This window comes from Faecalibacterium sp. Marseille-P9312, assembly GCF_902497445.1.
GTDB classification, from domain to species: Bacteria; Bacillota; Clostridia; order Oscillospirales; family Ruminococcaceae; genus Faecalibacterium; species Faecalibacterium longum.
The window spans coordinates 44,135-68,238 of sequence record NZ_CABVEW010000015.1 but is presented as its reverse complement, the minus strand read 5'-3'; the positions used below and the strand labels follow the sequence as shown (position 1 = coordinate 68,238).

General features: G+C 59.2%; 15 protein-coding genes. 6 read left to right on the top strand and 9 right to left on the bottom strand.

What is annotated here, in order from left to right:
- Window positions 1-72: 72 nt before the first annotated feature.
- From F3G95_RS11275 to F3G95_RS11245, 7 genes are all read right to left on the bottom strand, one after another.
- Complete coding sequence (locus F3G95_RS11275; protein WP_149795006.1) at window positions 73-1,014, bottom strand: ATP-binding cassette domain-containing protein; 942 nt, start codon at window positions 1,012-1,014, stop codon at window positions 73-75.
- The gene (locus tag F3G95_RS11270) at window positions 1,007-2,062 is read right to left on the bottom strand and encodes an ABC transporter ATP-binding protein (protein ID WP_015564696.1); all 1,056 of its coding nucleotides are present in this window, start codon (window positions 2,060-2,062) and stop codon (window positions 1,007-1,009) included. Before F3G95_RS11270 ends, F3G95_RS11275 begins: the two co-directional genes overlap by 8 nt.
- Window positions 2,063-2,086: 24 nt before the next feature.
- The gene (locus tag F3G95_RS11265) at window positions 2,087-3,034 is read right to left on the bottom strand and encodes an ABC transporter permease (RefSeq protein ID WP_149795005.1); all 948 of its coding nucleotides are present in this window, start codon (window positions 3,032-3,034) and stop codon (window positions 2,087-2,089) included.
- On the bottom strand, window positions 3,034-3,984 hold the full coding sequence (locus F3G95_RS11260) for an ABC transporter permease (protein ID WP_149795019.1): 951 nt from the start codon (window positions 3,982-3,984) through the stop codon (window positions 3,034-3,036). The genes F3G95_RS11265 and F3G95_RS11260 overlap by 1 nt, the downstream gene beginning before the upstream one ends.
- Before the next feature lie 27 nt (window positions 3,985-4,011).
- Complete coding sequence (locus tag F3G95_RS11255) at window positions 4,012-6,039, bottom strand: ABC transporter substrate-binding protein (protein ID WP_149795004.1); 2,028 nt, start codon at window positions 6,037-6,039, stop codon at window positions 4,012-4,014.
- A gap of 424 nt (window positions 6,040-6,463) precedes the next feature.
- Window positions 6,464-8,488, bottom strand: a complete 2,025-nt coding sequence (locus F3G95_RS11250; protein WP_149795003.1) for an ABC transporter substrate-binding protein — start codon at window positions 8,486-8,488, stop codon at window positions 6,464-6,466.
- Window positions 8,489-8,948: 460 nt separating this feature from the next.
- Window positions 8,949-10,976: an ABC transporter substrate-binding protein gene (locus F3G95_RS11245; RefSeq protein WP_149795002.1), complete on the bottom strand. Its 2,028-nt coding sequence runs from the start codon at window positions 10,974-10,976 to the stop codon at window positions 8,949-8,951.
- Window positions 10,977-11,330: 354 nt separating this feature from the next.
- On the opposite strand from F3G95_RS11245, the gene F3G95_RS11240 reads away from it, so the two are divergent.
- The 4 genes from F3G95_RS11240 to F3G95_RS11225 all read left to right on the top strand — a co-directional run bounded on the left by F3G95_RS11240 (window position 11,331) and on the right by F3G95_RS11225 (window position 16,084).
- Window positions 11,331-11,750 (top strand): hypothetical protein, encoded by a 420-nt coding sequence (locus tag F3G95_RS11240; RefSeq protein WP_149795001.1) that lies wholly within the window; start codon window positions 11,331-11,333, stop codon window positions 11,748-11,750.
- A gap of 11 nt (window positions 11,751-11,761) precedes the next feature.
- Window positions 11,762-14,380 carry a TetM/TetW/TetO/TetS family tetracycline resistance ribosomal protection protein gene (locus tag F3G95_RS11235; protein ID WP_149795000.1) on the top strand — a complete coding sequence of 873 codons (2,619 nt, stop codon included), beginning with the start codon at window positions 11,762-11,764 and terminating at the stop codon, window positions 14,378-14,380.
- A 2-nt stretch (window positions 14,381-14,382) separates the two neighbouring features.
- Window positions 14,383-15,282: an NAD(P)H-hydrate dehydratase gene (locus F3G95_RS11230; protein ID WP_149794999.1), complete on the top strand. Its 900-nt coding sequence runs from the start codon at window positions 14,383-14,385 to the stop codon at window positions 15,280-15,282.
- Between the two features lie 76 nt (window positions 15,283-15,358).
- Entirely contained in the window at window positions 15,359-16,084 is a 726-nt protein-coding gene (locus F3G95_RS11225) for an NAD-dependent protein deacylase (RefSeq protein ID WP_149794998.1), read from the top strand.
- Between the two features lie 52 nt (window positions 16,085-16,136).
- Here the strand turns inward: F3G95_RS11225 and F3G95_RS11220 are convergent, their stop codons facing one another.
- Together F3G95_RS11220 and F3G95_RS11215 are read right to left on the bottom strand one after the other, a co-directional pair.
- On the bottom strand, window positions 16,137-16,829 hold the full coding sequence (locus F3G95_RS11220) for a peptidoglycan-binding protein (RefSeq protein ID WP_149794997.1): 693 nt from the start codon (window positions 16,827-16,829) through the stop codon (window positions 16,137-16,139).
- Between the two features lie 3 nt (window positions 16,830-16,832).
- Window positions 16,833-18,959: a peptidoglycan-binding protein gene (locus F3G95_RS11215; RefSeq protein WP_149794996.1), complete on the bottom strand. Its 2,127-nt coding sequence runs from the start codon at window positions 18,957-18,959 to the stop codon at window positions 16,833-16,835.
- 280 nt (window positions 18,960-19,239) lie between these two features.
- Between F3G95_RS11215 and F3G95_RS11210 the strand changes: the two genes are divergently transcribed.
- Together F3G95_RS11210 and F3G95_RS11205 are read left to right on the top strand one after the other, a co-directional pair.
- Window positions 19,240-21,105, top strand: a complete 1,866-nt coding sequence (locus F3G95_RS11210) for an ABC transporter substrate-binding protein (RefSeq protein WP_149794995.1) — start codon at window positions 19,240-19,242, stop codon at window positions 21,103-21,105.
- A gap of 5 nt (window positions 21,106-21,110) precedes the next feature.
- Window positions 21,111-24,047, top strand: coding sequence for a response regulator (locus F3G95_RS11205; RefSeq protein WP_149794994.1), 2,937 nt, complete (start codon window positions 21,111-21,113; stop codon window positions 24,045-24,047).
- The last annotated feature ends 57 nt before the right edge of the window (window positions 24,048-24,104 follow it).

Genomic DNA, 24,104 nt, shown 5'->3' with positions numbered 1-24,104 from the left:
AAACCCCGCCACAATGGGATGTTTCCCAATGCGGCGGGGCATTTGTGTTAAAATACAGTCAAGTGACAGTGCTTAGAGCTGGCTCTGATATTCCTTGCGGTAGCCTTCCAGCTCCTTCTGGTTGCCATAGACGAAGTGGCCGTTGGCGATCTCCTCCCAGACCGGCTTGTCCACGCTGTAGTCGTGGATGGAGGGGTCGTAGACCAGAAGCTTCTTCTTCTTTTCCAGACCCGGGTCGGGGATGGGAACAGCGCTCAGCAGAGCCTTGGTGTAGGGGTGCAGGGGATGGAGGAACAGCTCTTCAGCCTCTGCCAGCTCCACGATGCGGCCCTTGCTGATGACGGCGATGCGGTCCGAGATGAACCGGACGACCGACAGGTCGTGGGCGATGAACAGGTAGGTCAGACCGCGGGACTTCTTCATGCTGTTCAGCAGGTTCAGCACCTGCGCACGGATGGAGACGTCCAGTGCGGAGATAGGCTCGTCGGCCACGATGAACTCCGGCTCCATGACCAGCGCACGGGCGATGCCGATACGCTGACGCTGGCCGCCCGAGAACTCGTGGGGGAAGCGGGAGGCGAACTCCGGCAGCAGGCCGACCTCGTGCAGAGCGTTCATGACCTTTTCGTGCAGGTCATTCTGGTCCTTGTACAGGTGGTGGTTCAACAGACCCTCAGCCACGATGTACTCGACCTTGGCGCGCTCGTTCAGGGAGGCCATGGGGTCCTGGAAGATCATCTGCACCTTGCGGATGACCTCACGGTCCAGCTCCTTGGAGATCTTGCCGTTGATCTTCTGGCCCTTGAAGAAGATGTCGCCGCCCGAGGTCGGGTTGATGCGGCAGATGGCACGGCCAATGGTGGTCTTGCCGGAGCCGGACTCGCCGACCAGCGAGAAGGTCTCGCCCTTGTAGATGTCAAAATTGACGTGGTCCACGGCCACGAACTTCTTTTTGCCGGAGCCAAAGGTGATCTGAAGGTCTTTCAGCTCAATCAGCTTTTCACGCTCAGCCATTTAAGTTGGAACCTCCCATCTTTCCCATTTTCTCACGCAGGTTCTGGATGGAGTGCGGGCGTTCCATCTTGGGAGCCCGGGGGTCCAGATACCAGGTCTTTGCCGCGTGGGTCTCGGACACCTGGAAGAACGGAGGTTCTGCCACGAAGTCGATGGCCAGCGCGTGCTTGTTGCGGGGTGCAAATGCATCGCCCTTGATCTCATTGAACAGGTTCGGCGGCGTACCGTCGATGGTGGGCAGGGCCTCACCCTTGGTACCCAGCTGAGGCAGAGCCTGCAGCAGCGCCCAGGTGTAGGGGTGCCATGCGTCGTAGAAGATCTCTTCGACGGTGCCGTACTCGACGATCTGGCCGGCGTACATGACGGCCACGCGGTCTGCCACGTTTGCCACAACGCCCAGGTCATGGGTGATGTAGATAACGGACATGCCCAGCTCCTTCTGCAGGTCACGGATGAGCTGCAGGATCTGTGCCTGAATGGTCACGTCCAGAGCGGTGGTGGGCTCGTCGCAGATGAGGATCTGCGGACGGCAGGCGGCAGCGATGGCGATGACGACACGCTGACGCATACCGCCGGAGAACTCGTGCGGATACTGCTCGTAGCGGCGCTCCGGGTCGGGGATGCCGACCTTGGCCAGCATCTCGATGGCGGCCTTCTTGGCCTCCGCGCCCTTCAGACCCTGATGGTGCTCGATGCTCTCCTGGATCTGCTTGCCGATTTTCTTCAACGGGTTCAGGCTGGTCATCGGGTCCTGCATGACCATGGCGATCTTCTTGCCGCGCACGCCCAGCCAGTCCTTCTCGGTGAACTTGGTCATGTCGCGGCCTTCGTACATGATGGATCCGCCGGTGATCTTGCCGTTGACATCCAGCATACCCACGAAGGTCTTGGTGAATACGGACTTGCCCGAGCCGGACTCGCCCACGATGGCCAGCGTCTCGCCGTCATAAAGGTCCAGCGAGCACTTGCGGATCGCGTTCAGCTTCTTGCCGCGCAGGCTAAAGGTGATCTCCACGTCTTTGGCAGAGATGATCGGTTGTCTATCCATTTTTGTGATTTTCTCTCCCATCTGTTAAACGTGGTTGCGCGGGTCAGCAGCATCCGAGAAAGCGTTGCCCATGATATAGAAGGAAATGGAGATGATGGACACGATGGATGCGGGGAAGACCAGCAGGTAAGGATAATCGAGGAAGAAGCCGCGCACCTTGCTCAGGATGAGGCCCAGAGACGGAGTCTCGATGCCCAGACCGATGCCCAGATAGGACAGGGTGGACTCGAGGTTGATGGTGGCGGGGATGCTCAGCGCCATGCGCAGGATGATGACGGAGACCAGATAGGGCAGGATGTTCTTGGTCAGAACGCGCCACAGCGGGGTGCCAAGGCAGCGGGACGCGAGGTTGTACTCGCGGTCACGGAACATGAACACCATGTTGCGGACGCGGCGGGCCATGACCAGCCAGCCGATGGCGATCATCGAGACGGCCATGATGGTGAAGCTCTGGCCGACGACCAGTGCAATCAGGGTCATGTAGATGATGTAAGGCACATTGTCGATGAGGTTGTACAGCTCGGTGAAGAAGCGGTCCAGCTTACGGACATAGCCCCAGATCAGGCCGATGATGACGCCGAGGATGCTCTCGCCCACGGCAACGATGAGGGCCAGACGGATGGACACCTGAGTGGCGTACCACACCTGACACCAGTAGTCGCGGCCGAGGTTGTCGGTGCCGAACCAGTATTCGCTACTGGGCTTCTTGAAAGCCAGAGAGGAATCCGTCACCAGCGTCTGATAATCGTACTTGCCGATGGCCAGTGCGATGAAGGAGAAGATGACGAGGAACAGGAACAGGAACAGGAACAGGCAGACGACAGCAGCCTTGTGCTTGAGGAAGTTCTGGACGACAGAACCCCAGTAGCTGTAGTTGGAGTAGCCGACACGCTCGGCTTCCTCCGGAGAGTAATCGACGAAGTAGAACAGTTCGTCCTGCTTCTTGCCCTCAAAATCAGATGCTTTAGCCATCAGCGTGCGGCCTCCTTTCCGGTCAGAGTAATGCGCGGGTCAACCAGCATCATCAGCACGTCGCCCAGGAAAACACCCACGATGCCCAGTGCAGCGTAGAGGATGACCAGAGTCTGGACGACGTTCAGGTCATAGCGCTGGATGGCGTCGGTCAGCAGGGGACCCATGCCGGGAACGGAGAAGAACCGCTCCATCAGCAGAGAGCCGCCGACCGTCAGCAGGATGGACTGGGGGATATACTGCACCATGGGGACCATGGCGTTGCGCAGCACGTGCTTGAACATGATCTCGCTGGAGCTCAGGCCCTTGACGCGGGCCAGCTTGATATAATCGCGGGTCAGCTCGTCCACCATGTAGCGGCGGGTCCACAGAGCGTAGCCTGCGATAGACGCCAGCGACAAGCAGACGATGGGCAGCACGCTGGACGGGCCGACATTACGGGTGGAGTACAGCGTGGGGAAACCCAGGTATTTGGAGCCGAAGACCAGCACCAGCGAATAGGAGACCAGAGAAGGCACAGCGTTGACGAAAACGGTGTAGGCCGTGCCGATCCAGTCAAAGACCTTGTCCTTGAAGGCGGTCTGCAGGATGCCCAGCATGATGCCCACCAGCAGAGAGATGCCGGCGGAGATCAGGCCGAGGCGCATGGAGACGCCGAATTTCTTGCCGATCACCTTCACGACAGAAGCGCCATTCTGGATGCGGCGGGAAGTGCCGAAGTCCAGATGGAGCAGGTCGTTGTAGAAGTGCAGCAACTGGGTGCCGATGGGGTCGGTCAGACCGGCGGCTTCCAGTGCGGCGTATTTCTGCTCTTCGGTAAACTTCATGAGCTGTTCTTCCGTGAAGTAGTAGTCCGTAGGCAGGCAGCGCATCAGCAAAAAGACGATGGTTGCGATCAATAAGATCGTGACGAGCGACTGAGCCAGCCGCTTGACGGTGTATTTTAACATGATAACCAAACCTTTATAAAATAATCATCAGGCTTTGGTTGCTGCATTGAAAGCAGCGGAGAAAGCCTCGTACTCCTCGGTGGTGTAGCCGTCGCCCTGACGGGTCTCCCAGTTGACTGCCTTGTAGTTGCAGGGACCGTACATGGCGTTGATCTTGGTGTACTCGTTGACGTGGGTCAGGCACCAGAGCACCTCAAACAGGCAGGGGATGCACAGTGCGTTGTTCAGCATGGAAGCCTCAGCCTTTGCGAATGCGGCATAGCGTGCATCGGTATCGGTGACGATGGCCTTTGCCGCGGTGACCAGATCGGTGAACTCCTGATAATCAGCCAGCAGGTCCTTCTGGTAATCCTGAGGATCCTTCTCAACGGCTGCGATCCAGGAGGTGGTCTGAGCGTAGTAAGCGTTGTCGTCGCTCAGGACTTCCTGACCCAGGAAGTTGACGGGGTCGCCGAAGTCAGCGCCCCAGCCGTTCTGCAGGATGGAGTGCATCTGCACGTTACGGACTTCCTTATAAATAGAAGAGACGTAGGTGCCGATGTCCAGCACGACGAAGTCATCGCCCAGGCTCTCGGAGAAGCACTGCTTCAGAACGGTGGCGGTATCCAGAGCAGTGGTGTCGCCGCTCTTGATGTAGTGGTAGCAGTGGACGGGGAAGGTGACGCCGATAGCGCTCAGCTCTTCCATGGCCTGCTTCTTCAGGTCAGCGATGTCGCCGCCGTTGTCGCGGAGGCGGATCATGGTCTTGCCGTCGTAAGCCTGACTGTCGAAGCCCATCTCCTTGGCGACCAGAGTGGTGTACTCCTCACCCTTGGTGTTGTAGCAGACGCCGGGCATGGTGTAGTAGTCGTTCTCGCACTTCAGGGGGTTGATCTTGTTGGTGCGGGCGTAGTAGTTGGTGAAGTTGATGCCCTTGTAGAAGCACTGACGGAACGCGCGGTTTGCAACAGCCTTGTTCCAGTTCTCGTCCAGATTGCCGTTCTCATCCTTGCGCTGGAAGTTCAGGTGCATCTGGAAGCTGAACTTGGTGGGGCGCTTCTCGCACAGGAACTTGTTGTGCTTGTTGTTGGGGTCGGAGGTGATGGTGGTCAGGTTGGACTCGGTCAGGTCGATGTTATCGACCTCGCCGTTCTCGTACAGCTGCAGGCCCATGGACAGGTCGGGGATCATGGTGATGGTGTGATGCTCGAAACGGGTGCAGTCGTTTGCAGCGTAGTAGTTGGGGTTGGGGATGAAGCTCTTGGTGTTCTGCTGGATGTACTCCTCGATGAGGTACGGACCATTGTACCACATGGTGGAGTAATCGCAGGCACGGAAGCCATCGATGCCCAGCTCCTTGATGAGGTCCTCAGAGGCGGGGTAGAAGCTGTTGTAGGCAGCGACGGTGTCGAAGTAGGGGCAGGGGTTCTTGCAGGTAAAGACCAGAGTGTAGTCGTCCGGTGCCTCGACGCCGACACCGGCAGCCAGCATATCCTCGTAGGTCATGTCGGCGGCAGCGTCGCCCTTGTCCTTGGTCAGGTCGTAGTACTCAGCAGCGCCCACGACGGTCTCAGAGGGCATGGAGGTGTTGAAGGCCTCGTTCTTGAGCGCGTTCAGGACCCACTCAAGACCCACGAGGAAGTCCTTGGAGGTCAGGTGAGACTTGACCTCGCCGTTGACGTCGCACCAATCGACATCGTCGCGCAGGTGGAAGGTCCAGACGGTGGAGTCGTCGTTGTGCTCCCAGCTGGATGCGATGGCGGGGGCTGCCTTGCCGTAGCAGTCGAAGCTCAGCAGACCGTCCCAGCAGTTGGTGATGACGTTCAGGTCGGAAGCGGACTGGCTGTACAGGAAGTTCCAGGTCTCCAGCTCACGTTTAGAGGTCTCGAAGGAGACGTAATCGGTGATGGCGTCGGCTGCGGGTGCAGCTGCGCCGGAGGCAGCACCGGAGGTGCTGGCAGCAGTGCTGCTGGAAGAACCACCGCAAGCGGCCAGGATGCTTGCAGCGCCCACGACGCCGGAAGCCTTGAGGAAGCTACGGCGGCTGATGGAATGAGACTCAAAATTTGCGTTCATTGTGTTTTCCTCCCAATTATTCTTTCGTGTCTCGGCTCTATGGCGCAGGGTACCTTGCCCTGCTGATTTCCCACTCCTACGAGATTATCTGCCCCTCTGTATTACCAGAGAATACAAAAGAGCGCAGAAACAGACCCCTCTGTCTGTGCCTGTGCTCCTCCCGTAAAATCCTTAACACGACATATATTGTACCATCGAAATAAATGGTTGTCAATGGAATGAAAATCGCTTTTTCTTCTAAAAGAAAGCCGTACCCTGCATAGAGATGAAATAAATTTACTTTACTGTGATGAAGAGTGACGAAAATAAGATAAACAGGCCCAAAAACAAAACAACGGGAGCTGTTCTTGGATTGAGAACAGCTCCCGTGTGTGGGATACGGGCTGGAAGCAGGAACTCCCGGCGGAAAAGAGTTAAGAAAAAGTTAAGATTTTGCGGCGTCGAAAGCCTTGGCAAATTCCTCGTACTGAGCGGTGGTGTAGGCGTCCTCGCTGGTCTCCCAGTTGACGTACTTGAAGTTGCAGGGGCCGAACATGGCGTTGATCTTGGTGTACTCGTTGACGTGGGTCAGGCACCAGCGGACATCGTAGTAGCAGGGGACAGCCAGCGAGTTGTTGATCATGTAGGCCTCGGCCTTTGCGAAAGCCTCATAGCGGGCGTCGGTGTCGTCCACGATGGCGTTGGCTGCGTTGACCAGGTCGGTGAACTGTTCGAACTCGTCTACCAGCTCCTTCTGGTAATCGGCGGGATCCTCCGCCACCAGCTGGATGTTGGAGTAGTTGACGGCGTAGTAGGCGTTGGAGTCGTGCAGGATCTCCTGCCCCACAAAGTTGACGGGGTCGCCGAAGTCTGCGCCCCAGCCGTTGATGACGAAGCCGTGGAGCTTGGGGATGCGGACTTCCTTTGCAAAGCTGGAAACGTAGGTGCCGAGGTCCAGCTGGATGAAGTCGTCGCCGAAGCTGTCGGTGATGCACTGCTTCAGAACGGTGGCGTTGTCCTGAGTCACGGTGTTGCCGGCCACGAAGAAGAAGGGAGCCTTGACCGGGAAGGTGACGCCGATGGCGGTCAGCTCATCCATGGCCTGCTTCTTGAGGGCGGCGATGGAGTCGGCGGTGGACTTGCGCAGATGGACCATGGTCTTGCCGTCATACTTCTCGCCGTCGATGCCCAGCTCCTTGGCCACAAGGTCAACATAATCGGTGCCTTTGGAGTTGTAGCAGACGCCCTTCATGGTGTAGTAGTTGTTCTCACACTTGAGGGGGTTGATCTTGTTGAAGCGTGCGTAGTAGGGGATGAGGTTCAGGCCCTCCTGGAAGCAGCGGCGGAATGCCCGGTTGGCCACGGCCTTGTTCCAGTTCTCGTTGGGGGTGCCGTCGGTGTTGAGGCAGTAGAAGTTGAAATGGAAGTCGTAGGCGTACTTGGTGGGGCGCTTCTCACAGAGCTGGTCGTTGTAGGCGTTGGAAGTGTCGGAGGTGATGGTGGTCAGGGTGCTCTCGCTCAGCTCCAGCTCGTCCAGCTCACGGTTCTGATACAGCTGGTAGCCGACGGTCAAATCGGTGATCATGCTCAGGGACACGCGCTCGAAGCGGCTGCACTCGTCAGCTGCATAATAGTGGGGGTTCGGGATGAACCGCTTGGAGTTGTCGGAGACGAATTCCTCGATGAGGTAGGGGCCGCAGCACCACTGCTGGGTGTAGTCCACGCCGCGGAAGCCCTCGACGCCCAGCTTTTCCACCAGAGCCGGGGGTGCCGGATAGCAGCAGACGTAGGAAGCCACGGTGTCGAAGTAGGGGCAGGGGTTCAGGCAGGTAAAGACGACGGTGTAGTCGTCCGGTGCGTCGATGCCGACGCCTGCGGCCAGCATATCGTCGTAGGTCAGGGCCGCGGCGGCTGCGTCGTCCATCGCATAGGTCTTGTCGTAGTAATCGGCTGCGCCCACGACGGTGGTGGAGGGCATGGAGGTGTTGGAGGCCTGATTCTTCTTTGCGTTCAGCACCCACTCGAAGCCCACGAGGAAGTCTTTGCTGGTCAGGTGGTCCTGCACCTCGCCGTTCATGTCCACCCAGTCCACGTCGTCACGGAGGTGGAAGGTCCAGACAGTGGAGTCCTCGTTGTGCTCCCAGCTCTTAGCCAGAGCCGGCACCGGCTTGCCGTAGTTGTCGAAGCTGATAAGACCGTCGATGATGTTGGTCGTCACGTTGAAGTCGATGGCCTGCTGGCTGTAGAGGATATTCCAGCTCTCGATCTCACGGCCGGAAGTCTCGTAAGTAAACAGCTCGCTCAGGCCCTTGCCGGAAGCAGCTGCACCGGAAGAAGCCGACGAAGCGCTGGCTGCGGTGCCGGAAGAAGAGCCGCCGCAGGCAGCCAGCAGACCGGCTGCGCCAACAGCGCCGGCACCCTTGAGGAAGCTGCGGCGGGTGATGGTGTGAGACTCAAAATCGTGGTACATATTCTTTCCCTCCTGTAATGATTGGTACGGCTCTGCGTTCCCCAAATCCCTATCCTGTCCATACTACCTTACCTTCCCACAAGGTCTGGGAGCCGTCTTCATAACCATTGTACACCGTCTGAACGGTCTTTTTGCTCACATACTGCGTTGCTCTCCCTTGCAATCCGTCAGGATTTCTGCGGAAAATCGCCTTGTCTGTGGGCAAAAATCCTCGCCTGTCCGGCGCACTCTGGCCATGAACCCGGCTTCAAAAGGGTACAAAAAGGGCGCAGAGACAGATTTTATGGATCTGTTTCTGCGCCCTTGCAGAACCCGTATCGATTGCAAATATTCTATCATCCCACAGGCGGGAAGTCAAGAAAAACCACTCCGGCACGGATTGAATCTTATTGATTCAGCTAACACATAAAAATGAAAAGATTTCATGTGACGGCTGAAATGGAATGACTTTTATGTCTGTTTAGCCCTGAATCGCAGCGTCGAAAGCCTTGGCAAACTGCTCGTACTGGACGGTGGTGTAGGCTTCCTCGGAAGTCTCCCAGTTGACAGCCTTGTAGTTGCAGCCGCCGTACATGGCGTTGATCTTGCTGTACTCGTTGGCGTGGGTCAGGGACCATGCGATGTCGTAGTAGGTGGGGCTGACCAGCACGTTCTCCAGCAGATAGGCCTCAGCCTTGGCGAAGGCCTCGTAGCGGGCGTCGGTGTCGTTGACGATGGCGTTGGCGGCATTGACCAGATCGGTGTACTGCTCGAAAGCATCCATCAGGTCCTTCTGGTAGTCGGCAGGAGCCTCAGCCACCCGGGCGATGTTGGAGTAGTAGTGTGAGTAGAAAGCATTGTCGTCGTGGAGGGTCTCCTGACCGAGGAAGTTGACGGGGTCGCCGAAGTCGGCGCTCCAGCCGTTGATGACAAAGCTCTGGAGCTGAGGAGTGCGGACCTCCTGGGTCAGGCTGGAAACGTAGGTCTGGACGTCCAGCTTGATGAAGTCGTCGCCGAAGCTGTCGGAGAAGCACTGCTTGAGGATGGTGGCGTTGTCCAGTGCAGAGGTGCTGCTGGCGATGATGAAGTAGGTGGCCTTGACGGGGAAGGTGACGCCGATGGCGCTCAGCTCCTCCATGGCCTGCTTCTTCAGGGCGGAGATGTCGCCGCCGTTGGCACGCAGGCGGATCATGGTCTCGCCGTCGTACTTCTCAGCGTCGAAGCCCATCTCCTTGGCCACCAGAGTGGTGTACTCAACGCCCTGCGTGTTGTAGCACAGGCCCTTCATGGTGTAGTAGTCGTTCTCGCACTTCAGGGGGTTGATCTTGTTGTAGCGGGAGAACCATGCCTTCAGGTTCAGGCCGCGGTAGAAGCACTGACGGAAAGCAGTATTGGCGATGGCCTTGTTCCAGTTCACATCGGGGGTGCCGTCGGCGTTGTTCTTCTGGTAGTTGAAGTGCATGGCGTAGGCAGTGGGGCGGGCGCGCTTCTCACAGAGCTGGCTGTTGTACTCGTTGTTGGGGTCGGAGGTGATGGTGGTGATGGTGCTCTCGTTCAGGTCCATCTCGTCCAGCTCGCGGTTCTGGTAGAGCTGGAATGCGATGGCCTGATCGGAGATCATGGTCACGGTCAGACGCTCGAAGCGGCTGACGTTGGCAGCATCGTAGTAGTGGGGGTTGGGGATATAGCTCTTGGTGTTGCCCTGGATATACTCCTCGACGATATAGGGGCCGCAGTACCACATGTTGGTGTTGTCGCAGCCACGGAAGGTCTCGATGCCCAGCTCGTCGATCAGCACCTGAGAGGCGGGGTAGAAGCTGGTGTAGGAGGCCACAGTATCAAAGTAGGGGCAGGGGTCCTTGCAGGTGAACACCAGAGTGTAGTCGTCGGGAGCCTCGAGGCCCACGCCTGCGTCCAGCATATCCTGATAGCGCAGGTCGGCGGCGGCAGCACCCATATCCTTGGTCTTCTCGTAGTACTCCTCAGCGCCCACGATGTACAGGGTGGGCATGGAGGTGTTGTTGGCCTCGTTCTTGGAGGCGTTCAGCACCCACTCCAGACCGACCAGAAAATCGGTGGCGGTGATGTGCTCCTTCACCTCGCCGTTGCAGTCCACCCAGTCCACATCGTCGCGCAGGTGGAAGGTCCAGACGGTGGAGTCCTCGTTGGCCTCCCAGCTCGTGGCGATGGCGGGCACCAGCTTGCCGTAGCAGTCGAAGCTCATCAGGCCGTCCCACAGGTTGGTGACGACGTTGGCGTCGCTGAGGGTCTGGCTGTACAGCAGGTTCCAGCTCTCGATCTCGCGGTTGGCAGACTCCCAGGAGATGTACTCCTTGAGGGGGGTGGCACCGGTAGAGTTGGGGGCCTGTGCGCCGGAAGCAGCCGTGCTGCCGGAGTTGTTGGACTTGCTGCCGCCGCAGGCGGACAGCAGGCCGGCGGCACCCACGACGCCTGCGCCCTTCAGGAAGCTGCGGCGGGTGATGTTGCGGGACTCAAAATCGATGTTCATTGAGATACGCTCCTCCGAGATATTGTTTTCCTTTTTTCCTATCCTAAATGCAAAAAACGGCGCGCTCCGGGTGCCAAAAACGCACAAAGCGCCCGGGACCGCACCTTTCGTATTCTAACATTGTGGGCAAAAGAAGTCAATGACATACAGCGCTGAAATAGAAACAAAATGGTAACGGATGCTTTTTTCTGAAAAATGACGGCAAAAAAACGGTAAAGGATGGAAAGAAGTCATACCTTTGCAAGATGACGAATGGATACAACGAAAGTTGGAAAACGCAAAGCGGCTATCTTTTTTCACAAAATCATGCTACAATAAAAAAGAATGTTACTTCCATAAAAGGAGCGTCCTTGGATGAAAAAGCTGGTTTCGATGTATCAAAAATATATGTTCCGCCCCATTCTGTATAAATCCGTCACCCGGGTGTCGGTGGTGGCTGTGCTGATGCTGCTGTGGGACCGCTACGTCAGCGACGGCACGTTTACCATGTGGCAGGCCCCGGCCCTGCTGCTGGGCGTCGTGCTGCTGGCGTGGGCGTGGGTGAACTACCTGCGTCTGGACGGTGTGACCATCCATCATCTGGGCGAAGAGTTCAAGGATATGGGCAAAAAGAAGAAGTTCCACTCCACCAAGTCCATCGTGGATTTTGCTGATGAGCGCATCGTCTCCTTCGAGGAGCTGGAACCGGAAGAGCGCACCTATTGCAGTATGCTCTCGAATCTGCTCCTGGGCGGAGCGCTGCTCATCATCGGACTCATCGCAGGCGCAGTGTGAGGGCAGCGGACATGGCAGAAAAAAGCGAAAAACAGCTGGTGGTGGGCATCCTTGCCCATGTAGACTCCGGCAAGACCACCCTCTCTGAGGCAATGCTCTACCGCACGGGCAGCATCCGCAAGCTGGGCCGGGTGGATAACAAAGATGCCTTTCTCGACACCGACACGCTGGAAAAGGCGCGTGGGATCACCATCTTTTCCAAGCAGGCCCTGCTGAAAACGGGAAGTACGAATATCACCCTGCTGGACACCCCCGGCCATGTGGACTTTTCCACCGAGACGGAGCGCACGTTGCAGGTGCTCGACTACGCAGTGCTGGTCATCAGCGGCACCGACGGCGTCCAGAGCCATACCGAGACGCTCTGGCGTCTGCTGCGGCGGTATCATATCCCGACCTTCGTGTTCATCAATAAAATGGACCTGCCCGGCCCGGGCAAAGAGGCGCTGCTGAGCCAGCTTTCCCGCCGTCTGGGCGACGGATTCGTGGATTTCGGCGCAGAGCAGGCCGAACGGGACGAGGCGCTGGCCCTTTGCGACGAGCGCCTGATGGAAAAGATGCTGGACGCGGGCAGCCTGACGGCGGAGGACATCATCCCCGCCATCGCCCGGCGGCACGTCTTTCCCTGCTGGTTTGGCGTGGCCCTGCAGAGGGAGAATGCCGGCGGCTTACAGGGTGTGGACGAGCTGCTGGCCGGCCTCGACGAATACACCCGCGCCGCCCCGGCGCTGGAAGCTTTCGGTGCGCGGGTGTTCAAAGTCTCGCAGGATGAGCGGGGCGAGCGGCTGACCTGGCTGCGCGTCACCGGCGGTGAGCTGAAAGTCAAAGCCCAGCTCACCGGCGAAGCGGACGGCGAGCCCTGGGCAGAAAAGGCCAACCAGCTGCGGCTTTACTCCGGCGCAAAATATACGCTGGCAGAGGCCATCGGCCCGGGGCAGGTCTGCGCCGTCACCGGGCTGACAAAGGCGAAGCCCGGCACCGGCCTCGGGGCCGAGCGGGACAGTGACCTCCCGGTGCTGGAACCTGTCCTGAGCTATCGGGTATGTCTGCCCGAGGGCGCGGATGTTCATGCCGCATTGGGCAAGCTCCACCGTCTGGAAGAGGAAGAACCTCAGCTCCATGTCGTCTGGAACGAGACGCTGGGCGAGATACACGTCCAGCTCATGGGCGAGATTCAGCTCGAGGTGCTCAAGAGCCTGCTGGCCGAGCGGTACGGGCTGGACGTGGAGTTCGACTCCGGCGGCATATTATATAAGGAAACCATCACCGAGGCCATCGAGGGCGTGGGCCATTATGAGCCTCTGCGCCACTATGCCGAGGTGCATCTGAAGCTCGAGCCGCTGCCCCGGGGCAGCGGGATGCAGTTTGCCGCCAACTGCCGGGAGGAAGAGCTGGACAAAAACTGGCAGCGCCTCGTGCTGACCCATCTGGAAGAAAAGCAGCACCTCGGCGTCCTTATCGGCGCGCCGCTGACAGATATGAAGATCACCCTCATCGCAGGCCGCGCCCATCTCAAGCATACCGAGGGCGGCGACTTCCGGCAGGCCACCTACCGCGCCGTGCGGCAGGGCCTCATGATGGCAAACCAAATCAAAAAGACCCAGCTCCTCGAGCCGTGGTATTCCTTCCGGCTGGAAGTGCCTGCGGAGAACATTGGCCGCGCCATGAGCGACGTCCAGCGGATGGAGGGCAGCTTTGACCCGCCCGAGACGGCACCGGACGGCCAGACCGCCACCCTCACCGGTTTTGCACCGGTGGCTGCCATGCGCAGCTACCCCATGGAGGTGGTCAGCTACACCCGGGGCAGGGGACACCTGAACCTGACGCTGGACGGCTACCGCCCCTGCCACAACGCGGCGGAGGTCATCGAGGCAGTGGGCTATGAGCCGGAACACGACCTGGACAACCCCGCGGACTCGGTGTTCTGCTCCCACGGTGCGGGCTTTGTGGTGCCGTGGGAGCAGGTGCGCAGCCATATGCACGTGGACAGCGGCTGGGGCCGCACCGCCCCGACAGCAGAAGAGACCGCTGCCCGTCCCCGCCGGATGGCGGCTTACCGCGCTACGCTGGAAGAGGACGCCGAACTGCTGAAAATTTTTGAGCGCACCTACGGCCCCATCAAACGGGATCCGCTGGCGGCGTTCCGCCCGGTGCAGAAGCGGGAACGGCCCGATTTCGCCGCCGAGCAGTGGGAGATCGCCCCCGAATACCTGCTGGTGGACGGCTACAACATCATCTTTGCGTGGGACGAGCTGAACGCCCTCTCCAAGGAGAGCCTCGACGCCGCCCGCCACCGGCTGATGGACATTCTCTGCAACTATCAGGGCTTCAAAAAGTGCGTCCTCATCCTCGTGTTCGATGCCTACCGTGTGCCGGGCAGTCCCGGCAGCATCGAGCAGTACCACAACATCCACGTCGTCTACACCAAAGAGGCCGAAACGGCGGATATGTTCATCGAGCGCGTCACCCACGAGATCGGCAAAAACCGCCGGGTCCGGGTGGCGACCTCCGACGGCATGGAACAGGTCATCATTCTGGGCCACGGCGCCCTCCGCGTCTCGGCCCGGATGTTCCACGAAGAGGTGCAGGACGTGGAAAAAGAGATAAGGCGCTGCATTCAGGGGGAGGCGTGAGCATGACACCCGAAATTACGGCTGAATTTGTCTGGTCACACATCCCAAAACGCCCGAGGGAGAGCAACAAGGGCAGCTTCGGCGCGGTGCTGGCTGTGGCGGGAAGTGCCTGCTACCGCGGTGCGGCGTCGCTGACCGTCGAGGGCGCTCTGCGCACCGGCGCAGGCATCGTCACGCTGGCAAGCGTCGAGCCGGTGCTGGCGGCGGTGTCGGCACGCCTGCCGGAATGCTGTCTCTGCCCCTGTGAGCCGGGGGCAGAAGGGGGCATCTCCCCCCAGAGCATCCCCCGCATCCTCCGGCAGAAGGCCGCCGTCCTGCTCATCGGGCCGGGGCTGGGCTATCTTGCCCAGAGCACGGCCCGCGCCGCCGAGACGCGGACGCTGGTGAAGAAGCTGCTCACCGGCTTTTCGGGCAGTGCGGTGCTGGACGCCGATGGCCTCAACGCCGCCGCCAGCCTCATGAACGCGGGTGAGGAACTGCCGCGCCCGGCCAAAGAGCTGATTTTGACGCCCCACCCGGGGGAGATGGCCCGGCTGACGGGGCTTTCGGTGGAGGCCGTTCAGGCCGACCGGGAGGGCGTCGCCCGGCGGTATGCCGCTCAGTGGAATGCGGTGGTGGTGCTGAAAGGGGCGCGGACCGTGGCCGCCGCCCCGGATGGCCGCGTCTGCGTCAACCCCACCGGCAATCCCGGTCTTGCCCGGGGCGGGAGCGGCGATGTGCTGGCCGGTATGATGTCGGCCCTGCTGGCCTGCGGTCTGTCCGCCTGCGAAGCCGCCGCCTGTGCGGTCTGGCTCCACGGTGCCGCCGCTGACCGTGCCGCCCGCCAAAAAGGCGAGTACGGGATGCTCCCGCAGGATATTTTCGCCCATCTGGGGCAGATGCTTGCGGAAAATGACCGTTGAAATGTGAAAAACAAAATGCAGAATCCATAAAATTTTGCACTGATTTCCGTCGATAGATACAAAAGAGGTGTTGAATATGGTTGAAAAGTTGGAAAAAATCATTTCGCAGAGCCAGAACATCGTCTTTTTCGGTGGTGCGGGCGTGTCCACCGAGAGCGGCATCCCGGACTTCCGCAGTGTGGACGGCCTCTACCATCAGAAATACGATTACCCGCCCGAGACGATCTTGAGCCACACCTTCTGGGAAGAGCGCCCCGAGGAGTTCTACCGCTTCTACCGCGATAAGCTCATCGTCAAGGGAGCAAAGCCCAACGCGGCGCATCTGCGTCTGGCAAAGCTCGAGCGGGAGGGCAGGCTGAAAGCCGTCATCACCCAGAACATCGACGGCCTCCATCAGGCGGCAGGCTCCAAGATGGTGTACGAGCTCCACGGCAGCACCCTGCGCAACTACTGCGTCAAGTGCGGTGCGTTCTACGATGTGGACTTCATCGCCAACAGCACCGGTGTGCCGCGCTGCCCCAAATGCGGCGGCATCATCAAGCCGGACGTCGTCCTCTACGAAGAGGGGCTGGATGAGCAGGTATTGTCCGGCGCTGTCTCGGCCATCCGCCGCGCTGATACCCTCATCGTCGGCGGTACCAGCCTTGTGGTCTACCCGGCGGCGGGACTCATCCGGTACTTCCGGGGCGACCACCTCGTTGTCATCAATATGCAGCCCACGAATGCGGACGCCGAGGCCGATCTGTGCATTGCAAAGCCCATCGGACAGGTGCTCAGCGAGGATGTTGTGGTGGAGGAGTGAAGTATGGGAGCCCCCGGCACTGCCGGGGGCTCCCATTTTGTCTGCAAAAAGTTCAGTCAATAGTCGTCTTGGTTCGTCCCACGCCCAGCACGGCGGTGGAGATCTTTTTCCAGCTGTTGCAGCCGCAGACGCCGTCGGCGCGCAGGCTGGTGCGCCGCTGGAAGCCCCTGAGGGCTTCTTCCGTCCGGCTGCCGAAGATGCCGTCGATGCGGTTCCCGGTCTGGTAGCCCAGCGTCGAGAGGGCGTCCTGGAGGATCATGACGTAGCAGCCCCGGCTGCCCCGGCGGAGGGTGGGGTAGCCTGCCGTGGTGCCTCTGCAGGCAGGCGTGCCGTAGCGCCGGTCGAAGTGGACCCATGTGGGGGTCTGGCTCAGCGGCTCGACATAGCCCCACGCCCCGGTGGAGCGGGCGGCGTTGTAGATGGCGGTGCGCTGGGTCCGGCTGAAGCTCTGCCCCACATCGAAGGCCACGCCGGCATAGTGCTGGCTGCGGGTGCCGTGGCCTCCCTCCCAGATGCGGCGGAAGGCGTATCCCACCGGGATGCCCCTGCCGTATTTGCGGCGGGTGAGGTTCCACGCTTCCATTGCCGCGATGGTCGTCCAGAGCACCGGGCTGTTCGATTTGCCCCGGAACTCCCGCACGGTCAGAGTCCTGCCGGTGCTGTAGGGCATGGGGTCGTTCTCGCGCAGGCTCGAATAGGTGTAGACTCTGTTCTCGTAGGCGTCATAGACCAGTAAGCGTGCCATCTCTCATCCCTCCTCGGTGCAGCTGTCGCAGGCAGTATGGCTCTGGGCGCGGAGTGCGGCCCAGGTGGGCCGGTCCACGACGCCGTTCGGCTCAAGGCCCGCCCGCTGCTGCGTCTCCTTCACAGCGGCGGTGTCCTCCGGGCCGAAGATAGCGTTGTCGGCGACGTAGTCCTCCTCGCAGTAGAGCTGGGAGCGGCCATTGAGCCAGCCTTCGATGAGGCTGACGTCAGGCCCTGCGCTGCCCTCCTTCATGGCCCGGTCCGGGTAGTCCGGCCCCTGCTCGGGATGCCGGTCGGGGTTGGGGGTGAAGGCCGCCAGCTGTAAGCTCAGGGCTTCCACTGCTGTCCACGTCTCGGCGTCTGCCACGCCGGTGGCGGGCAGGCCCAGAAGCTCCTGCGCGCTGGCGGTGGCGTCCGCGGTCTCCTGTGTGTACTGTCTGGAAAGCGCGGGGGACGCCACACTGTCGTAGTAGTAGGCGATGCGCTGCAAAAGCAGGGTGTAGTAGAGCACGGCGCTGCTGTCGGTGCCGACGGTGAGCGGCGCGCCGGGGTAGGGGAGACGCTTGAGGGTGACCACCGGCCCGGACGAGCGGAGGGCCGACGCTTTGCCGTAGAGCGAATCCCATGTCTTCCGGCCTACGATGCCGTCCACCGTCAGCCCGGCGAACCGCTGGTAGGCCCGCACGGCGGCCTCGGTGGCCGCGCCGAAACGGCCATCGATGGAGACAGAGGGGATGCTGCTCTGGTAGGCGCTCATGAGGTAGAGATAGAATTGCAGCTCCCGGACGGCGGTGCCGGTGGAGCCATTGCGCAGCACGCCCGGGTACTCGCCGGGCCGCAGGCTGGGCGAAAGCAGGCGGTTGGCGATGTCGTTGTAGACTTCGTAGAGCTTGTTCCATGTCGTCCGGCCCACGACGCCGTCGCTGGTGAGGCCGAAGTAGGTCTGGAACCGCCGCACGGCCGCTGCGGTAGACGAGCCGAAGATGCCGTCCACGGTGATGTTGTTGAGACTGGAATAGACCGTCCGCGCGATCTTCAGCCAGAACTGTACCAGCCGGACGTTCTGGCCGCTGCTGCCCTGGCGCAGGGCGGTGCCGGGGTAGGCGTTGGGGGTGCCGTTGTCGGACTGGATGCTGCGGAACTGGTCGTACAGCTCGGTCCATGTGGTGAGGCCCACGATGCCGTCCACCGTCAGGCCGTAGAGCCGCTGGAACGCCCGGACAGCCGCCGCTGTGCCGCTGCCGTAGACGCCATCCACCGTGACAGAGGGGATGCGGCTCTCATACTGAGCCAGCGTACTCAGCCAGAACTGCACCTGCTCTACCTCGCTGCCGGTGGAGCCCTGTTTAAGGACGCTGCTGCCGAAGTTCCATGGGCCGTCCGGGAGGGTGCCGCTGAATGTCTCGCCTTCACTGGTCAGCTCGGCGAGGTCCTTCACCGAGACATAGATATAGCTGATCTTATACCAGGTGCTGCGGCCCACCACGCCGTCGGCGGTGAGGTTGAACTGCCTCTGGAACTTTTTGACCGTCTCGGTCATCTTGCGGCCGAAGATGCCGTCCACCGTCAGCAGGCCGAGGAAGGGATAGTCTTTGGTGATGCGGTTGAGCTGCCGCTGCAGGGTGAACACCGCCGCTCCGGTGCTGCCCTGCCGCAGAGGGCTTCCGGGGTAGCTCTGGGGGATGGACTGGATGTTGTTGGTGCGGATGATCTCGATGTTGTTGCCATAGTAGTATTTGAGGATGCTCAGTGCATTGCGGCCCTGATTGGCCAGCGTGACCGTCCCCCACTGCTTGAGGCCGGGGCAGGTGACGGATTTGCCGTCGCAATATTCAGCGTAGTAGGGGTTCACGGTGCCGGTCTTGCGGATATAGGTGTTGAAGATGTCGTCCGTCAGCCGCACCATGACGTCGAACACCGTCCGGCCATGGACGTAGTATTGGTCGTAGCTGGTGGAGTTGGTGATGTTGAAACTGTAGCCCTTGCTGGGGTACCACTCGGTGTAGATGCGGTTGAGAGCCAGCGAGATCTGGCAGTGGATGTTGGCCCGCAGGGCCTGCTCGGGCCACGGAGAGCAAAATAACCCAACTGGCCAAAGCTGCCTTTTTGTCAAGGGATAATCATAGAACATAAGCAGTATTCACAAGCATGAACGCTTGAAATGCTTCTGTTATAATGTTACACTACATACTGTATACGTTGGTATATATACTGTTCAAAAAAGTTGCATCGACTGGCGCAAAGAAATCGGACACGCTGCTTTTATGAATCAACATATGAAATTTTATTGAAAATCCATCATGGCGGTGGTAAAATATTCCTATAGTTCTGTCATGCTGTATCGATGCCTTTTTGTGGTATTCGGGAGTGCAGAACGGCAGCTGCCCAAGAGTTGTGAGGGGAACGATTTGATGAACAAAAGAACATTGCACCGCCTGTTTTCCGCGCTTATGGCACTGGTGATGGCGGTCTCCCTGCTGACCGGCTGCGGAACAAAAACCGCCGAAAATGTGGAAAAGCAGGAGGATGCCCAGACCATTCAGGTGTATCTGTGGAGTACAAGCCTGTACGAGACCTATGCGCCTTATATCCAGTCCCAGCTGCCGGATGTAAATATTGAATTCATCGTGGGAAACAACGATCTGGATTTTTACAAGTTTTTGGAGGAGAACGGCGGTCTGCCGGATATTATCACCAGCTGCCGCTTCTCGCTGCACGATGCGGCTCCCTTGAAGGACAGCCTGATGAACCTTGCCTTGACCAACGAGGCGGGCGCTGTGTACAACACCTACCTCAACAGCTTCAAAAACGAGGACGGCAGCGTGAACTGGCTGCCGGTCTGCGCGGATGCCCACGGCTTTGTGGTCAACCGCGGCCTTTTTGAGCAGTACGATATTCCTCTGCCCACCGATTACGAGAGCTTCGTTTCGGCCTGTCAGGCGTTTGAGAAGGTGGGCATCCGCGGCTTTACCGCCGATTATACCTACGACTACACCTGCATGGAAACGCTGCAGGGGCTTTCCGCTGCCGAGCTTACCACGACTGATGGGCGCAAGTGGCGCACTGCTTACAGCGACCCTGCCAGCACCGAACGGGTGGGTCTGGACGACACCGTGTGGCCGGGGGCGTTTGAGCGGATGGCGCAGTTCATTCAGGATACCCACCTCACGGCAGACGATCTTGCGTTGAATTATGACGATGTGATCGGGATGTTCCGGAACGGAGAAGTTGCCATGTACTTTGGCAGCTCTGCCGGTGTCAAGATGTTTCGGGATGAGGGCATCGACACGATATTTATGCCCTTCTTCAGCCAGAACGGCGAAAAGTGGATCATGACCACCCCGTATTTCCAGATCGCTCTGAACCGTGACCTCGAGCAGGACACCGCGCGCCGCGAAAAAGCCATGAAAGTGCTGAACGTCATGCTCTCTGAGGAGGCGCAGAGCCGCATTATCTCCGATGGACAGGACCTGCTGAGCTACAGCCAGAACGTCCCCCTGCGCCTGACCGAGTGCATGAAGGATGTGCGCGATGTGGTGGAAGAAAACCACATGTATATCCGCATCGCCTCCAACGATTTCTTTGCCGTCTCCAAGGACGTTGTCTCCAAAATGATCGCGGGCGAGTACACGGCACAGCAGGCTTATCGTGCGTTCAATGCCCAGCTTCTTGCCGAAGAAACGCCTGCCGATGACGAGATCGTGCTGACTTCCGGGAAGAGCTATTCCAATGTCTTCCACGCAAACGGCGGCAGCGCCTCCTTCTCCGTCATGGCGAACACGCTGCGGGGCGTTTATGGCACCGATGTGCTGCTTGCCACCGCAAACAGCTTTACCGGCAGTGTGCTGCAGGCAGATTATAACAAGAAAATGGCCGCTTCCATGATCATGCCCAACGGTCTGATGTCCCGCCAGCGCACCATGACCGGCGCAGAGCTGAAGGAGACCGTCCGCGCCTTTGTGGAGGGCTGCGAGGGTGGGTTTGTGCCCTTCAACCGCGGCTCTCTGCCGGTGGTCAGCGGCATTGCCGTGGAGGTCAAAGAGGCAGGCGGCAGCTATACCCTGACCGGCATCACCCGGAACGGACAGCCGCTCCGGGACGACGACACCGTTACCGTGACCTGTCTGGCAGCGGAAAATCAGATGGAAGCGCTGCTTGTAAGCGAGAGCGGCAGGTCTTTGGACGGAGATACATGGGTAAAAAACAGATGGCGCGATCATCTCTCCGGCGGCGGCGCAGCGCTTGCAGAGCCTGAAAACTACATGACACTGAGGTGAGCGGGATGGAAGACGAAAAGCATGGATCCAAACGAAACTGCCATCCCCGGCAAAAGTGGCTCCCTGTTGCGGCCATCCTTCTTCTGGTCTTGCTGATAGCAGGTTTCAGCGTTCGGTACATCTCGTTTGTGTCCCAGACCATCTATCAGGAAAGTACCTCGCATCTGGAAGAGGTGCTGCATAAATCCAATAATATGCTGAAAGAGCTGGTGCGCAAAAATGTGAGCTACCTGCATCTGTACAACGGCTTTCTGGAAAGTACCTCGGATGAGGCCGAAATACAGGCGTATATCAGGGCGGCACAGCAGGAGGCTGGGTTTGCCGAATTCTACTTTCTTACCTATGACGGCAACTACATGACCGTGACCGGGAAAACGGGCTACCTTGGCCTGCAGACCAATCTGGACGAAAAGCTCGCTCACGATGAGGATGTCGTCGTGAACACGGCGCTGCCCGGCAAGCCCCAGATGCTGGCGTTCATCTGTCCTGAAACGCAGGGCAGCTACCGGGGCTTTGCCTACGATGCCATTGCCATCTCTTATTATAATGATGCGGTGCTTAGATTGCTGGACAGCTCTGCCTTTGAGGGCAATGCCAGCAACTATGTCATCTACTCGGATGGGCGGGTGGTCATCGACAATTCCGTAAACCGCACGGAAACGATCTACAACTTCATTGCGATGCTGCGCGACCATTCCGATTTTTCCGAGGCGCAGATCCTGGATCTGTCCAATGCCTTTGCACAGGGCAGCAGCGGAAACATGAAGGTCAAACTGGGCGACATCAGCTATTATCTGGTTTACGAGGGTACTGCTGTCCAGAGCTGGACGATGGTGGGACTTGTGCCGACCAAGATCGTCAATGCCAATCTGGATAAGCTGTGGTTCCATACGATACAGATCGTAGCGGGCATCGCCGCAGGTCTTGCGGTGCTGGCCATTCTGCTCATTGTGCGCAGAAGCCATGCCGCACTGCGCCAGAAGAACACCAAGCTCCTGTACCGGGATGAATTGTTCCAGAAGCTCTCGCTGAACGTGGACGACGTTTTCCTGATGTTGGACGCAGAGACCTCCAAGGTGGATTATGTCAGCCCGAACATTGAGCGGCTGCTGGGCATCCCGTGGAGAGAAGTCCGGCAAAATGCCTTCGCTCTGGACAAGCTGGGCGCCCCGGAGCAGGGCAAAAACTTTCTGGATGGGCTTCTCAGCGGGCAGCAGCGGGAATGGGATCTCGAGTTTGAGCATCTGGAAACCAAAGAGCGCCGCTGGTTCCATAACATCGCCATAGGCAGCGAGGTGGAGGGCAGGACCAAATACATCCTTGTCATGTCTGACCGCACCGCCGACAAACAGGTGAATCAGGCGCTTTCGGATGCCGTTGCCGCCGCCGAGACTGCCAACCGCGCCAAGAGCACCTTCCTTTCCAATATGTCCCACGACATCCGCACCCCCATGAACGCCATCATCGGCTTTACCACACTGGCGATCAGCAATATCGACGACAAGGAGCGGGTGAAGGATTATCTGGCCAAGACCCTTGCTTCCAGCAACCATCTGCTCTCGCTCATCAACGATGTGCTGGATATGAGCCGCATCGAAAGCGGAAAGCTCCATCTGGAAGAGGTGGAAGTCAACCTTTCGGAGGTGCTGCACGATCTGAAAACCATCGTCAGCGGGCAGATCTACGCAAAACAGCTGGAACTTTATATGGACGCGATGGATGTGACCGACGAGGATGTCTACTGCGATAAGACCCGGCTGAACCAGATCCTGCTGAACCTGCTGTCCAACGCCATCAAGTTTACCCCGGCGGGCGGCACGGTCTCGGTGCGGGTGCGCCAGCTTGCCGGGCAGGTGCGCGGCTGCGGGCAGTACGAGTTCCGCATCAAGGACAACGGCATCGGCATGAGCCCAGAATTTGCCAAAAAAATCTTTGAGCCGTTTGAGCGGGAGCGCACCTCCACGGTCAGCCGTATCCAAGGAACCGGCCTTGGCATGGCCATCACCAAGAACATCGTGGATATGATGGGCGGCACCATCGAGGTGCAGACAGCGCAGGGCAAGGGCAGCGAGTTTATCATTCGTGTGCCGCTGCGGGTGCAGGCAGAGCACCGCCCGGTGGAAAAGATCGTTGAACTGGAGGGTCTGAAGGCTCTGGTGGTGGACGACGATTTCAACACCTGCGACAGCGTGACAAAGATGCTGGTCAAGGTGGGAATGCGCGCGGAGTGGACCCTTTCCGGCAAGGAAGCGGTGCTGCGCGCGCGGCAGTCCATCGAGATGAGCGATGTCTACCACGCCTATATCATCGACTGGCGGCTGCCGGATATGAACGGCATCGAGGTCACCCGCCAGATACGCAGCCTGAACGACGATACCCCCATCATCATCCTGACGGCCTACGACTGGTCTGACATTGAGGTGGAGGCAAAGGCCGCCGGTGTGACTGCCTTCTGCGAAAAGCCCATGTTCATGTCTGACCTGCGCGAGACCCTGATGAGCGCTCTCGGCCAGAAGCTGACAGATGCGTCGCAGGAGCTTCTGCCGGAAAAGAATGCCGACTTCAAAGACAGACATATCCTGTTGGTAGAGGACAACGAGCTGAACCGCGAGATCGCACAGGAGATCCTGCGCGAGTACGGCTTCCGGGTCGATACGGCGGAAAACGGTGAAGTGGCGGTGGAAAAGGTGAGCACCGCAGCGCCGGGCAGCTATGATCTGGTGCTGATGGATGTGCAGATGCCGGTGATGGACGGCTACACCGCCACCCAGAAGATCCGCGCACTGGATGACCCTGCCCGGGCAAAGCTCCCGATCCTTGCCATGACCGCCAACGCCTTCGACGAGGACCGCCGCAACGCCTTGGAAAGCGGCATGAACGGCTTTTTGTCCAAGCCCATCGTGATCGGCGACCTCGTGCAGGAGCTGCGCAAAATTTTGTGAGCCAAACGCCTGTCAGACAGAAAAGAAATAAAGCACCCGCAGCATTCGCTTCCAGAG

Bases quoted from the DNA above. Each gene is read 5' to 3' on its own strand.
- F3G95_RS11230 (WP_149794999.1), top strand. From the start codon at position 14,383: ATGACACCCGAAATTACGGCTGAATTTGTCTGGTCACACATCCCAAAA.
- F3G95_RS11225 (WP_149794998.1), top strand. From the start codon at position 15,359: ATGGTTGAAAAGTTGGAAAAAATCATTTCGCAGAGCCAGAACATCGTC.
- F3G95_RS11255 (WP_149795004.1), bottom strand. From the start codon at position 6,039: ATGAACGCAAATTTTGAGTCTCATTCCATCAGCCGCCGTAGCTTCCTC.
- F3G95_RS11245 (WP_149795002.1), bottom strand. From the start codon at position 10,976: ATGAACATCGATTTTGAGTCCCGCAACATCACCCGCCGCAGCTTCCTG.
- F3G95_RS11210 (WP_149794995.1), top strand. From the start codon at position 19,240: ATGAACAAAAGAACATTGCACCGCCTGTTTTCCGCGCTTATGGCACTG.
- F3G95_RS11220 (WP_149794997.1), bottom strand. From the start codon at position 16,829: ATGGCACGCTTACTGGTCTATGACGCCTACGAGAACAGAGTCTACACC.
- F3G95_RS11250 (WP_149795003.1), bottom strand. From the start codon at position 8,488: ATGTACCACGATTTTGAGTCTCACACCATCACCCGCCGCAGCTTCCTC.
- F3G95_RS11240 (WP_149795001.1), top strand. From the start codon at position 11,331: ATGAAAAAGCTGGTTTCGATGTATCAAAAATATATGTTCCGCCCCATT.
- F3G95_RS11235 (WP_149795000.1), top strand. From the start codon at position 11,762: ATGGCAGAAAAAAGCGAAAAACAGCTGGTGGTGGGCATCCTTGCCCAT.
- F3G95_RS11270 (WP_015564696.1), bottom strand. From the start codon at position 2,062: ATGGATAGACAACCGATCATCTCTGCCAAAGACGTGGAGATCACCTTT.
- F3G95_RS11265 (WP_149795005.1), bottom strand. From the start codon at position 3,034: ATGGCTAAAGCATCTGATTTTGAGGGCAAGAAGCAGGACGAACTGTTC.
- F3G95_RS11215 (WP_149794996.1), bottom strand. From the start codon at position 18,959: ATGTTCTATGATTATCCCTTGACAAAAAGGCAGCTTTGGCCAGTTGGG.
- F3G95_RS11260 (WP_149795019.1), bottom strand. From the start codon at position 3,984: ATGTTAAAATACACCGTCAAGCGGCTGGCTCAGTCGCTCGTCACGATC.
- F3G95_RS11205 (WP_149794994.1), top strand. From the start codon at position 21,111: ATGGAAGACGAAAAGCATGGATCCAAACGAAACTGCCATCCCCGGCAA.
- F3G95_RS11275 (WP_149795006.1), bottom strand. From the start codon at position 1,014: ATGGCTGAGCGTGAAAAGCTGATTGAGCTGAAAGACCTTCAGATCACC.